Source organism: Actinoplanes sp. NPDC026670 (assembly GCF_040638175.1).
Taxonomy (GTDB): domain Bacteria; phylum Actinomycetota; class Actinomycetes; order Mycobacteriales; family Micromonosporaceae; genus Actinoplanes.
The window spans coordinates 30,075-42,828 of sequence record NZ_JBEZXU010000015.1; the positions used below are offsets into that span (position 1 = coordinate 30,075).

Here is a 12,754-nt window from a genome sequence, read left to right on the forward strand (position 1 = left end):
CTCGCAGCTCATGGCGAGGTGGAAGGTGGCGGGCCGATGCGACGCCGACTGATTCCCGGGGTGTTCCAGGAGTTCCTGGGCACCATCACCCGGCGGCCCGACGGTGGGGCGGCGCCGCGGCCCGGCAATCCGGACGCCATCGTCGACTGCGCGGTCTACGCCGGTGGGCTACGGCACGGCGGCGCGGCGCAGGTTCCGTTCGCCGACGCGGCCCGGCTGGCCCGGCGGCGCCGCGGCGCGTTCGTCTGGCTCGGCCTGCACGAGCCGGACCTGGCCACCATGCGCCCGGTAGCCGAAGTGTTCGGCCTGCACGACCTCCTGGTCGATCAGGCTGTCTCGGGCGGGCACCGGCCCGGGGTGCAGGCGCTGGGCGACGTGACGCGCCTGGTGCTGCGGACCGCCCGCTACGTCGAGCACGACCGCCTGACCGCCACCTCCGAGGTGGTGGAGACCGGGGACGTGACGGTGCTGATCGGCCCGTGGTTCGCGATCACCGTGCGGCACGGCCCGGTCGGCCCGCTCTGGGCGGTGCGCAACGAGCTGCAGAGCCGGCCCGAGGTGCTGCGCCAGGGCCCGTGGTCGGTGGCGTACGCGGTGGGCAGCCGGATGGTGGACAGCTACCTGGACGTGGCCGAGCACGTGGAACGGGATCTGGAACGCATCGAGGAGGAGACCTTCGCCTCCGTCCGCACCTCCGAGTTCGCCCACATCTACCAGCTCAAACGGGAGATGGTGGAGTTCAAGCGGGCGGTGCTGCCGCTGTCCGAGCCGCTGTCGGCGCTGATCAGGTCGCCGGAGCTGCCGGCCGGGCTGCGGCCGTATCTGGAGGACGTGCGCGGCCGGCTGGCGCGGGCCGTGGACCGGGTCGGCAGCTTCGACGACCTGCTCAACTCGATCCTCCAGGCCCGGCTCGCGCAGGTGTCGGTCGATCAGAACCACGACATGCGCAAGATCGCCTCGTGGGCGGCCATCGCCGCGGTGCCGACCGTCATCGCCGGGATCTTCGGGATGAACTTCGAGGAGATGCCGGGGCTGGACTCGCCGTACGGCTTCTATGCCTCGATCGCGGCGATGTCACTGATCGGCGGCGGCGTATATCACCGTCTGAAGAAGTCCGGCTGGCTCTAGTTACCCAGAGTCACTAGCCCAAAGTCCGCCGATTCGGTCGTTTTGCAGGCCAGACGGACGGCCGAAGCCACGCGTATCGCCCTACCAATGAACACGGCGAGTTACTAAGTTCCGTAACTGAGTCGATCATTGGGGGGATCAGCGTGACGGCAACCGAAGCCTTGCCACGGCACGCACGGCACGGAATGTTCACGGCTCTCAAGGGCCACGTCGACCTGTTCCTCAACGCCGGATCGCTGATGGCGACGACTCTCGTCACCTCCGCGTTCGGGTTCGCCTACTGGTGGGTCGCGGCCCACCTGGCCCCGCAGGCCGCGGTCGGCCAGGCGTCCGCCGCGGTGTCGGCGATGACGCTGATCGGCACGATCGGCATGTTCGGCATGGGCACCATGCTCATCTCCGAGCTGCCGGCCGTCGCCCGCGGCAAATGGGACCTGATCTCCACCTGCCTGCTGACCGCGGGAACCGCGGCCACCGCGGGCGGACTGTTCTACGTGCTGGCCGCGCACCTGTGGGCGCCGGGCCTCCAGGACGCCCTGGGCGGCAGTCTGGGCACCGTCCTGCTGGTGATCGGCATCGCTCTGAACGCGATGACGCTGGTTCTCGACGAGGCCATGGTCGGCCTCCTGCAAGGCCCGCTCCAGTTGATGCGCAACGCCTGGTTCTCGCTGATCAAACTGGTGCTGCTCGGCCTGGTGGCGGTCGTGCCCGGCCTGGCGCTGACCGGCACCGTGCTGCTGCTGACCTGGGTGGCCGGCATCGTCGCGTCGACGGCGATCCTGTTCCGGGTGCTGCGCCGCCGCGGCATGATCGACTCGCTGCGGCCCCGGCCGGCCCTGATGCGTGGCCGCGGCCGGGCCACCTTCGACCACAATCTGCTGAACCTGGCCACCTACCTGCCCCGGGCCGCGCTGCCGCTGATCGTCACGGCGACCCTGTCGGCCGAGGCCAACGCGGCGTTCTACACGGCGTTCATGGTGCTGTCGTTCATGGCGATGGTGCCGGGCAACGTGGCCCTGACGCTCTTCGCGGTGACCGCCGGCGACAAGAGCGCGCTGCGCGGCAAGGTCCGCGTCGGCCTGCTGATCTGCCTCGGTGGCGGCCTTCCGGCGTCGCTCCTGGTGTTCCTGCTGTCCGAGCAGATCATGGGCCTGTTCGGCGCGGGCTACGCGAAGTCGGCGGGCCAGGCGCTCGCCATCCTGTCGCTGACGTACGTCCCGTTCGTCTTCCACCACTTCTTCCTGGCCATCTCCCGGGTGCAGAACCGTCTGCGCGGCGCGGGGATCTTCTCGGTCTTCGCGGGCATCGCCGAGTTGCTGGCCGCCTGGTGGGCCGGCACCCACGGCGATCTGAACGACCTGGTCACCGCGGTGGCCGTCGTGATGGCCGTCGAGACGGTGCTGGTCGCCCCGACGGTGCTGAAGGTCGTCTTCGCGCCGGTCGCCGACATGTCCGCGGTAGCAGAGGGAGTCAACGTCATGTCCACCACCAGCCTGACCCTGCACGAACGCGCCTGGCTCCCGCTGGAGTACATCCGCACCGTCGGCCCGCTCACCGGTGTCGACGCGGCCCGGGTCCGCAACGCGCTGATCGGCCTGCACGCCGCCGACCCCACCCACCGCGCGGTGTCCCGGCTGGACCGGTCCGGCGCCCGCTGGCAGCACATGGACGCCGGATCGTTCGCCGGCTGGGTACGGGAGGCGGTCACCGATCTCGGCCCCGGCCCGGTCGACTTCGACGCGATGACCCGGGAGCTCCAGGCCGAGCCACGGGCCGACCACCCGGTACGGATCCTGGTCGGCGGCGGATACTTCGCGCTCAAGGTGTCGCACGCGTACGGCGACGCCGGCCCGGTAAACACGCTGGTCCACGAGCTGGTCCAGGCGGCGTACGAGGGTCGTGCGGCCCGGATCGCGCCGTCCAGGCGGCACCGGACCGCGCTGCCGAAGGCCTGGTGGAAGCAGTTCGGCAGGCAGCCCGCCCGGTGGAAGGAGGGGCTGAGCTTCGCCCGGCCGCCGCACACCGAGGAGGGCCCGTCCCGCCCGTGGCAGGCGAACCTGACCGTGACGACGGCCCGGTCCAGCCAGGTGCTCGGCCAGATGCGGACCTGGCGTGACCAGTACGCGCCGGGCGTCACCACCTCGGCCATCACCTTCGCGGCGTTCACCTCGGCGCTGATCGAACTCGGGCTCGACCCGGACCTGCGGGGCGGCACGTTCCTGGCTGACGCCCGCCGGTACCTGGGCGAGGGCGTCAGCATCGACAGCAACTTCTGCATGGGCCCGTACCTGACGCCGCCGAGCCTGACCGACCCGCTCGCCATCCACCAGACGCTGAAGGCGGAGCTGGCCACCGGCCGGATCCTGACCATGATGCTGCTGCGCGAGGGCAAGATCCTGCTGACCGGCGCGCCCGGCATGCCCGACCCGTTCCCGACCGAGATCGCGGCCGAGGCGCGGCCCCGGCTCACCTTCAGCAACCAGGGCCGGCACGACATGCTCGGTGACCTGCCGTGGGCGGTCGAGGCGGCCGGGCGGGTCAACCAGAGCGTGCCGACGCTCAACGGCCCGGAGGGGATCACACTGACCACCAGCGAGATGAACGGCGTCCTGCACCTGGAGGCGACGTTCCACGCCAGCACCTACCACCCGGCGCTCGTCGCCCGGGCGCTGGAACTGGTCTGCACCGACCCGGCCGGATTGATCATGGCGCGTCGCTGAAATGCATTAAAGATCGATCAGCGATCGTACGGCTACGTGAACTGACGCCCGATCAGGAATTCCTGATCGGGCGTCGGTCTTTGTCGGCACCCGGTCCACGGCGATCGATCACGTGGTCGCCGGGCGCGCCCTGGCCATCACCGGGGGGGTGTGCTGACCAGGACCGCCCTGCCCCGGGGCCGTGGGGCCCTGGCGGACCCTCCGGACCCGGCCCGGACCACCGTGCCCCCGGAACGCCGGAGCCGCCGTGGTTCGGGCCACCCGGCCGGCCGTGCCCGGGACCGCCCGGACCGTCCCGACCACCCGGGCGAGTCCGCCGGTCACCGTCGACCGGCTTAACAAAACGGACACTATGCCGAATTAGTCGATATCCCATTATTCTCGACGGCGTTTCGGTGTGAAAAAGATAATCCAGACAAATAGTTTGGATCACGCCGGGTCGACAAAGATGACGTCATCAGAACCGCCGACGGGGCGCTCACCGCTGTCTTGAGTAGTCCAAGACAGCGGTGAGCGCCCCACAAGTTCGAGCGCGCGCCCGGCGAAGCGGGCGATGGGCCGGATCAGCCGCGGCCCCAGCGGAGCAGGCAGGCGCCCAACGACATGCCGCCGCCGAACCCGGCCAGCAGCACCAGTTCGCCGTCACGCAGCGATCCGTTGTGGTTGGCGTCGTCCAGGGTGACCGGGAGCGAGGCGCTGCCCACGTTGCCGTACCAGGGCAGCGTCAGATGCGTGTGCGCGCCCTGGAGACCCGCCGACTCCACCAGTTCCTCGAGCATGATGCCGTTGGCCTGGTGCGGGACGAAGTGGTCGACGTCGTCGGCCTTGAACTCGTTGCGCCGCAGCAGCTCGTCGAGCGCCGGCGGCACCCCGGTGGCGACGAACTCGCGTACGCCACGGCCGTTCATCCGGAAGTAGTGGTCCCCGTCGGCCACGGTCTGCGCGGAGGCCGGGAGCCGGGAGCCGCCCGCCTTGACGTGGATCAGGTCGTTCGCGTCGCCGCGGGACGACAGTTCGAGGTCGATGATGCCGTAGCCGTCGGGCACCCGGCCGACGACCGCGGCGCCGGCCCCGTCGCCGAAGAGCACGGCGGTGCGCCGGTCGCCGAAGTCGAGGATCCGCGAGTACACGTCCGACGCGATCACCAGCACGAGCGCGTCCGGCTGGGCCTGGACCAGGCCGTTCGCCACGCCGAGAGCGAAGACGAACCCGGCGCAGACCGCATTGACGTCGAAGCAGGCCGCACCGGTGGCGCCGATCGTGTGCTGCACCAGGTTCGAGGTCGGCGGCTGCGGGGAGTCGCCGGTCGAGGTCGACACGATGATGTAGTCGATCTCGGCCGCCGCCACGCCCGCCCGCCGCAGCGCCGCCTGTGCCGCGCGAGCCGCCAGATCCGACGCCGCCTCGTCCGGGGCGGCGAACCTGCGGGCTTCGATCAGAGTCTTCCGGGACACCCATTCGGGGTCCGCATCGGGCACCAGAGCGAGCAGGTCCACGTTGGTCACCACTCGCTCGGGGAGGTACGACCCGGTACCGAGAATGCCTACCGCCATGCCTGTTCTCCCAGCTCTCCGCACGTTTTCACGTTTCACGCGACCGCCCTGCAAAGGTAGTTCTGCAGGGCGGTGACGTGCGGATCGATCAGCTGCCGGTTCGGCTGATCAAAAGGGAACAGTCGGCAGGCCGCCATCGGCCCGGGGTGGTGACTACTGGCGACCGCGGTCCCGGTACGTCCACGAGCCGTCACCGAGAGTGGTGCGGCCCGCGCGGCCCGGCGGCTGCTGCGGCTGCTGCTGGCTCGCCGGGTGGCCACCGAACGGCACCTGGGCCGGGGCCGGGGTCGCACCCTGGGAGTGCCGGTGATCGATGCGGGCCTTGAGGTACTCGGCCGCCGCCCGGTCCTCCTCGGTGGGCGCGGAGACCAGCGCGTACCCCATGCCGATGATCGCGAAGACGACCGCGGCGCCGACCGGCACCAGCAGGCCGGCCGCGGTGGCGCCCTCGACCGAGCCGAACTGGGCCTCCGGGACGACCGACATCGCCAGCATGCCGGTGAAGTGCATGCCGTTCACCGCGACACCCATGACCAGCGCGGACACGAAGATCGCGATCGGCTTGGTGACGACCAGGGTGAGCCAGAGCGCGACCGTCGCGGCGACCACGGCGATCGCGATCGAGGCGATCACCTCACGGCCGGCGTAGTGGATCTGGCCGCGCAGCTCCATGGCCGCCATGCCGGTGTAGTGCATCGCCGCGACGCCGAGGCCGGCCAGGACGCCACCGATCAGGATCCGCACCTTGGAGGCGGTCCGGCCGAGCAGTGCGATGGACAGGCCGACGCCCACCGACACCAGCGCGATGATCGCGCTGGCCACGGTCAGGCCGATGTCGTACCGAATCGGGGTGCCGTCGACGTCGAAGCCCATCATGGCGACGAAGTGCATGCTCCAGATGCCGGTCGCGCCGATCGCGACCGCGGCCAGGGTCAGCCACCAGAACCGCTCGCCGCCGGTCTTCGCAGACCGGAGCCGGACAGCGCTGGTGAGTCCGAGTAATGACCCGAGCACGGAAAGGATGTAGCTGACCGTGGGGGTCAGCGCCCCGTACTCGAAGTGATGGATCTGCGCCATCTCGCGCCGTTCCTCTCGTTCGCGATTCCGCCGGGCTGCATACTGCCCGCACCACCGCCATGGGCGTGACTGATTGTGACGCAGGTTTCGTTACGAGAGAACGTGCACAGCATCTCGATTTGGATCACGCCAAACGTGAGACGGAGCGGTTACCCGCACTTCCGGCGACATAAGCCCACAGACTGTCACACAGTCATCACTCGGGAAAGGTGTCGCTTAAGATAACTTTCGGTAACATCGGAGAAATACTCATAAAGGTATGGATCACCCGGCACGGGCCAGCAGGACCAATGCCTGCGCACGCTGTGAGTGCAGGATCTGCACGGTGTCCTCGGTGCAGGTCCCGGGTGTCTCGTCCATCACGCAGAGGGTCCCGACCACGTGTCCTTCGGCTGAGTTCAACGGCACACTCGCGTACGAACGCACCCCGCTGACCGAGAAGAGTGGCGAGTCAGCGTACTCCTCGTCGGCGGTGCTGTCGCTGATCAGCACCGGCACGTCCTCGGCCACCACGACGGTGTCCGGCGACCACTCGACAGGCACGCCACCGGATTCGCGCACCCAGCGCGGCATGCCGTGCGAACCGGCCACCACCACGCTGTCGTTCAGCACCAGCGTGATCGCCGCGGCCGGCGCCCCGGTCAGCTCGGTCAGCTTCTCGGCGAAGGCGTCCAGGGCCTCGGCGCGGGCCGGCCGGGTCAGGTAGTCGGAGACCGCGAGCAGGCGTTCCACGTCGACCAGCTGGTGGGCGGCGTCCTGCTGCTGCCCACCGGTGGCGGCCAGCAGCTCGTTGGTCGCCTCCACCACGTGTTTGGGGCGTACCGGTTTCGAGATCGTCACATCGCACAGCCCGCGGGCCGCGGCCGGCGCGGCGGCGGACAGCATGATCAGCGGGATGGTGGCGGTGGCCGCGTCGCCGCGCAGCCGGCCGGCCACGTCCAGACCGCTCATGCCGGGCATGTGGTGATCCAGGATGACCAGGTCCGGGCCGACCTCGTTGACCATGTCGAGCGCGGCGGCGCCGGACGGCGCGGTCCGCACCGTGTGCCCGGCATTGCTCAGCACCGTGGAGAGCAGCTGCGCGATGTCGGTGTCGTCCTCGGCGACCACGATCGACGCCATCGGTGTTCCCCCATCGCTCGTTCCGCGAGTCGCCCGACCATAACCCGGATCCCCCGCGCCATGGCCGTGAACAGGCAATACACGTAGGGTGTAGCAATGCCGGAACGTCTGACCAACTGGGCCGGGAACATCGAGTTCGGCGCACGGCGGCTGCACCGCCCGGGCACCCTCGACGAGTTGCGCGAGGTGGTCACCGGCTCGGAGCGCCTGCGGGTCCTCGGCAGCGGCCACTCGTTCAACCGGCTCGCCGACACCGACGGCGACCTGATCTCGCTCGCCGGCCTGCCACGCACCGTCGAGATCGCCGCCGATGCGGCCACTGTCAAGATCGACGGCGGCATGCGGTACGGCGAACTGGCCGCCCACCTGGCCGGCGCGGGTCTGGCCGTGCACAACATGGCCTCGCTCCCGCACATCTCGGTGGCCGGCGCGGTCGCCACCGCCACCCACGGCTCCGGCGTCCGTAACGGCAATCTGGCCACCGCCGTCGCCGGCCTGGAGATCCTGCGTGCCGACGGTTCGGTGACGACGCTGGACCGGTCCGATCCCGACCTCGCCGGCGCGGTCGTCGGCCTCGGGGCGCTCGGCGTGGTCACCGCCCTCACGCTGGACGTCATGCCCGCCTTCGAGTTGCGGCAGTACGTCTACGACGATCTCCCCGAGGCGGCCCTGCACGAGCACCTCGACGAGATCCTGTCGGCGGGTTACAGCGTCAGCCTGTTCACCCGCTGGTCCTCCCCCGGCATCGACCAGGTGTGGCTCAAGCGTGCCGAGCCGATGACGGGTGACTTCTTCGGCGCCCGCCCGGCCGACGGCCCACGGCACCCGGTGCCCGGCATGCCCACCGAGAACTGCACCGAGCAGGGCGGGACACCCGGCCCGTGGCACACCAGGCTGCCGCATTTCCGGATGGAGTTCACCCCGAGCAGTGGCGAGGAGCTCCAGTCCGAGTGGCATCTGCCACGTTCGGCGGCGCTCGCCGCGATCGAGGCGGTGTCCGGGCTCCGTGATCGGGTCGCCGCGGTCCTACAGGTGTGCGAGATCCGGACGATCGCCGCCGACGAGCTGTGGCTGAGCCCCAACCACGAGCGGGACAGCCTGGCCCTGCACTTCACCTGGATCGCCGACACGGGCGCAGTGCTCCCGGTGGTCGCCGATCTGGAGAAGGCGCTGACCCCGCTGGGCGCCCGTCCACATTGGGGCAAGATCTTCACGGCCGCCCCGTCCGAGTTGCGCGCCGCCTACCCCCGTTTCGCCGACTTCGCCGCCCTGACCACCCGTTTCGACCCCAAGGGCGCCTTCCGCAACCCTTGGCTCGACGCCCTGCTGGCCTGAGCCCGCCAGCCGTCGCCCACAACGCTTTCCAGGCCCCGAAAACCGCGCTCAGCGACGGCCCGGACCGCGAGCCGTCGCCCACAACGGTCACGGAGGGCCGATAAGCGCGGTCAGCGACGGCTCGGACCGCGAGCCGTCGCTCACGACGGTCACGGAAGGCCGATAAGCGCGGTCAGCGACGGCCCGGACCGCCAGCCGTCGCCCACAACGGTCACGGAAGGCCCGAAAACCGCGGTCAGCGACGGCCCGGACCGCGAGCCGTCGCTCACGACGGTCTCGGCGGGCCGATGACCGCGGTCAGCGACGGCTGGCGGTCTGTCAGCAGCCGCAAGTGGCGCCGACCGGGGCGGTCAGGTCGTCGGCCGGGCGGGACCACTCGCCCGTCAGGTCCTCGACCGGGAATCCCTCGCGGACCCAGTACTCGTACCCGCCGATCATCTCTTTGACCTGGTAGCCGAGCTTCGCGAACTCCAGGGCGGCCCGGGTGGCGCCGTTGCAGCCGGGCCCCCAGCAGTAGGTGACCACGGTGCTGCCGGCCGGTACGAGAGCGGCGGCGCCCGCGGCGATCGAACGGGTCGGCAGGTGGATCGCGCCGGGCAGGTGGCCCTGGTCCCAGGCTTCGACGCTGCGAGAGTCGACGACCACCAGCCCCGGGGTGGCGGCGTGCAGGTCGTGGTGGACGTCGCTGACGTCGGTCTCGAAACGGAGCCGGTTGCTGAAGTGTTCGATCGCGCTGGTCATGCCGTTGATCGTGCCGTCCGGCCGACCGCCGGCCCAGTGGCGCTCACGTCATCCACCGCTAAGATTCCGCCATGCTGCATCGTGTGGAACGCCGGGGCCCGAGCGTGACGGTGCTGGCCTACGAGGGGATGTCGGTCTTCGAGCTGGGCATCGTCACCGAGGTGTTCGGCCTGCCCCGGCCCGAGTTCGATCGCCCCTGGTATGAGCTGACCATCTGCGCGGAGACGCCCGGCCCGGTCCGGGTGGTCGGTGGGGCGGCCCTGCACACCGAGCACGGTCTGGACGTGTTCGCGAGCGGCCGGACGGTGATCGTCCCGGGTGTGCCGGATGTGCGGGCCGACCCGTCGCCGGCGCTGGCCGCGGCGATCAGGAGCGCGCACGACCGGGGCGCCCGGGTGATGTCGATCTGTTCGGGCGCGTTCGCGCTGGCCGGGGCGGGGCTGCTGGACGGGCGCCGGGCCACCACCCACTGGCGGTATGCGGAGGCCCTGCGCACCCGCTATCCGGCCGTCGAGGTGGACGCGGAGGTGCTTTACCTGGACGACGGGGACGTGCTGACCAGCGCCGGGAGCGCCGCCGGCCTGGACCTGTGCCTGCACGTGGTGCGCCTGGACCACGGCCCGGCGATCGCCAACGCGGTGGCCCGCCGCCTGGTCGTGCAGCCGCACCGGGACGGCGGCCAGGCCCAGTTCATCGAGGCGCCGATGCCCGAGGACCCGGCCGACGACAGGCTGTCACGCAGCATGGAGTGGGCGCTCGGCAACCTGTCCACACCGATCAGCGTCGAGGCGCTGGCCCGGCGGGCACACATGTCGGAGCGCACCTACCTGCGGCATTTCGCCCGCGCGACCGGGACCACGCCGATCCGCTGGCTGATCGGCCAGCGGGTGCACGCCAGCCTGGCGCTGCTGGAGACGACCGGGACGCCGATCGAGGAGGTGGCGTCCGCGGTCGGCTTCGAGAGCCCGGTCACCTTCCGGCACCATTTCACGCAGGCGATGCGCACGTCACCGTCGGCCTACCGAAGGGCCTTCCACCTCAGCTGACCGAGGACGAACTGCCCGAGGACGAACTGCCCGAGGACGAACTGACCGAGGACGAACTGACCGAGGACGAACTGACCGAGGACGAACTGACCGAGGAGGCCGGCTGAGGAACCGGCCGGATCCGGAACCCGCCCGGCGGCAGGAGGACGTCGCCCACGGTGGCCGGCTGTGTGCCGTGGTTGAAGAGGAACAGCAGGTCACCGCGACGCACCGCCTCCACTTCGGACGGCAGATCAGGCAGCACCGGCTCGACCCCGGCGAGGGCGGCCACCTCCTGCAGCAGCGCCTGGAGGGAGTCGTCGGTGAGGCCTGTCGAGATGTACCAGGCCGAGCCGGCGCCGTACCGGTTGCGGGTGATCGCCGGCGATCCGGCCAGTGGACCGTCGGCGTACAGGCTGATCGTCTCGGCCCCGGCGGTCTCGACCCGCTCGATCCAGCGCTCGGCGGTGCGACCGGCGGAGAGGTTGATCACGGTGCCCGGGGCCTGCGGATGCCATTCGACCACCCGTACCCCCAGAACCTCGCGGAACGCGCCCGGGTAACCGCCGAGCCGGATCCGGCTGTCGGGTTCGGCAATGCCGCTCAGGTAGGTGACCACGAGCGTCCCGCCCGCGGCGACGTAGTCACGGAAGGCCGCGGCCGCCTCGTCGGAGACCAGGTAGAGGTGCGGCACGACGATCATCCGGTAGTCGCCGAGGTCGGTGGAGACGCCCGGGAAGACGAAGCCGGCCTGGAGTTTGGCCCGATACAACGCCCGATGCGCCTGCCGGACCGCGCCCAGGTAGTCGATGTCGGCGGCCGGAAGACCGGGCCCTTGCAGGGCCCACCAGGAGGGCGCGTCCCAGGTCACCGCGACACTCGCGGCCGGTTGTGCGGTCTCGGTCAGTTCCAGATTCCGGAGGGTACGGCCAAGCGCGATCGCTTCCCGGAAGACCGGGGTGTCGGGTCCCGCGTGCGGAACCAGCGCCGAGTGGAACAGTTCGGCCCCACCGCGCGGCTGCCGCCACTGGAAGTACATCGCCCCGCCGGAGCCGCGGGCCACGTATCCGAGACTGTGCCGGGTGAGCCGTCCCGGTTCCTTCGAGTGCATCCGCCCGGACGTGTAGATCAGGTTCGGCCCGGTCTCCATGAGCAGCCAGGATCCGCCGCCCCAGCCGCGGGCCAGGTCGGCGGCGAACGCGGTCTGCTCCTCGGCGCCGGCGCCCGCGTCGTCCGGGTAGTGGTCGACGGCGACGATGTCGACCTCCTCGGCCCAGCGCGCGTGGTCGACGCTGACCCAGCCACCCTGCACGAAATTGGTGGTGACCGGCACGTCCGGGTTGGCCGCGCGCAGCAGGTCACGCTGCTCGATGAAACCGTCGAGCAGCTCGTCGGAGAGGAACCGGCGGAAGTCGAGCACGTGCGCCGGGTTCGGCATGTACTGGGTGGCGCGCGGCGGGGTGATCTGTGCCCAGTCGGAGTAGCGCTGGCTCCAGAACGACGTGGTCCACGCCTCGTTGAGGACGCTCAGGTCGCCGTGTTTCTTCTGCAGCCAGAGCCGGAACGCGGCGGCGGTGGCGTCGCAGCGGCAGTCGGTGCCGTACTCGTTGTGCACGTGCCACATGGCCAGCGCCGGGTGGTGGGCGTAGCGCTCGGCGAGCCGGCCGGCGATGGCCCGGGCGGCGGCGCGGTAGGCGGGCGCCGACACGCAGTAGGTGTCGCGGCTGCCGTGGGTGAGCCGCACCCCGTCGGCGGTGACCGGCAGCGCCTCCGGGTGGGCGAGGGTGAACCAGGGCGGCGGCGACGCGGTCGGAGTGGCCAGCGCGACCCGGATCCCGCCCTCGTGCAGCAGGTCGAACACCCGGTCGAGCCAGCCGAACTCGTAGCGGCCCGGCTCCGGCTCGAGGTCGGACCAGGCGAAGACGCCGACCGTGGCGATGTTCACCCCGGCCTGCCGCATCAGCGCGACATCCTCCGCCCACACCTCCTCCGGCCACTGCTCCGGGTTGTAGTCGCCGCCGAAGAAGAGCAATCAGACCACCTCTTGCTATTA

Annotated in this window: 9 protein-coding genes; 4 read left to right on the forward strand and 5 right to left on the reverse strand. The window is 70.6% G+C overall.

All coding sequences use genetic code 11. The annotated features are described in order from the left end of the window. Window positions 1-36: 36 nt before the first annotated feature. Complete coding sequence (locus AB0E94_RS16570; RefSeq protein WP_360326929.1) at window positions 37-1,128, forward strand: magnesium and cobalt transport protein CorA; 1,092 nt, start codon at window positions 37-39, stop codon at window positions 1,126-1,128. Between the two features lie 185 nt (window positions 1,129-1,313). After that, complete coding sequence (locus AB0E94_RS16575; RefSeq protein ID WP_360326931.1) at window positions 1,314-3,848, forward strand: lipopolysaccharide biosynthesis protein; 2,535 nt, start codon at window positions 1,314-1,316, stop codon at window positions 3,846-3,848. Between the two features lie 563 nt (window positions 3,849-4,411). On the opposite strand, the gene AB0E94_RS16580 is transcribed toward AB0E94_RS16575, so the two are convergent. The 3 genes from AB0E94_RS16580 to AB0E94_RS16590 all read right to left on the reverse strand — a co-directional run bounded on the left by AB0E94_RS16580 (window position 4,412) and on the right by AB0E94_RS16590 (window position 7,600). Then, a complete protein-coding gene (locus AB0E94_RS16580) occupies window positions 4,412-5,401 on the reverse strand; it encodes a ketoacyl-ACP synthase III (RefSeq protein ID WP_360326932.1) in 990 nt (329 codons plus the stop codon). A gap of 153 nt (window positions 5,402-5,554) precedes the next feature. Next, window positions 5,555-6,478 (reverse strand): MHYT domain-containing protein, encoded by a 924-nt coding sequence (locus tag AB0E94_RS16585; RefSeq protein WP_360326934.1) that lies wholly within the window; start codon window positions 6,476-6,478, stop codon window positions 5,555-5,557. Between the two features lie 264 nt (window positions 6,479-6,742). Continuing rightward, window positions 6,743-7,600, reverse strand: a complete 858-nt coding sequence (locus tag AB0E94_RS16590) for a response regulator (protein ID WP_360326936.1) — start codon at window positions 7,598-7,600, stop codon at window positions 6,743-6,745. Between the two features lie 96 nt (window positions 7,601-7,696). On the opposite strand from AB0E94_RS16590, the gene AB0E94_RS16595 reads away from it, so the two are divergent. Next, window positions 7,697-8,935, forward strand: a complete 1,239-nt coding sequence (locus AB0E94_RS16595) for a D-arabinono-1,4-lactone oxidase (RefSeq protein ID WP_360326938.1) — start codon at window positions 7,697-7,699, stop codon at window positions 8,933-8,935. Window positions 8,936-9,253: 318 nt separating this feature from the next. Here AB0E94_RS16595 and AB0E94_RS16600 read toward each other — a convergent pair whose 3' ends face one another. Continuing rightward, window positions 9,254-9,676 (reverse strand): rhodanese-like domain-containing protein, encoded by a 423-nt coding sequence (locus AB0E94_RS16600; RefSeq protein ID WP_360326940.1) that lies wholly within the window; start codon window positions 9,674-9,676, stop codon window positions 9,254-9,256. A gap of 71 nt (window positions 9,677-9,747) precedes the next feature. On the opposite strand from AB0E94_RS16600, the gene ftrA reads away from it, so the two are divergent. Next, entirely contained in the window at window positions 9,748-10,722 is a 975-nt protein-coding gene (gene ftrA, locus AB0E94_RS16605; protein WP_360326941.1) for a transcriptional regulator FtrA, read from the forward strand. On the opposite strand, the gene AB0E94_RS16610 is transcribed toward ftrA, so the two are convergent. Continuing rightward, window positions 10,715-12,733, reverse strand: a complete 2,019-nt coding sequence (locus tag AB0E94_RS16610) for a beta-galactosidase (RefSeq protein WP_360326943.1) — start codon at window positions 12,731-12,733, stop codon at window positions 10,715-10,717. The two genes, ftrA and AB0E94_RS16610, sit on opposite strands and share 8 nt — an antisense overlap. Between the last annotated feature and the right edge of the window lie 21 nt (window positions 12,734-12,754).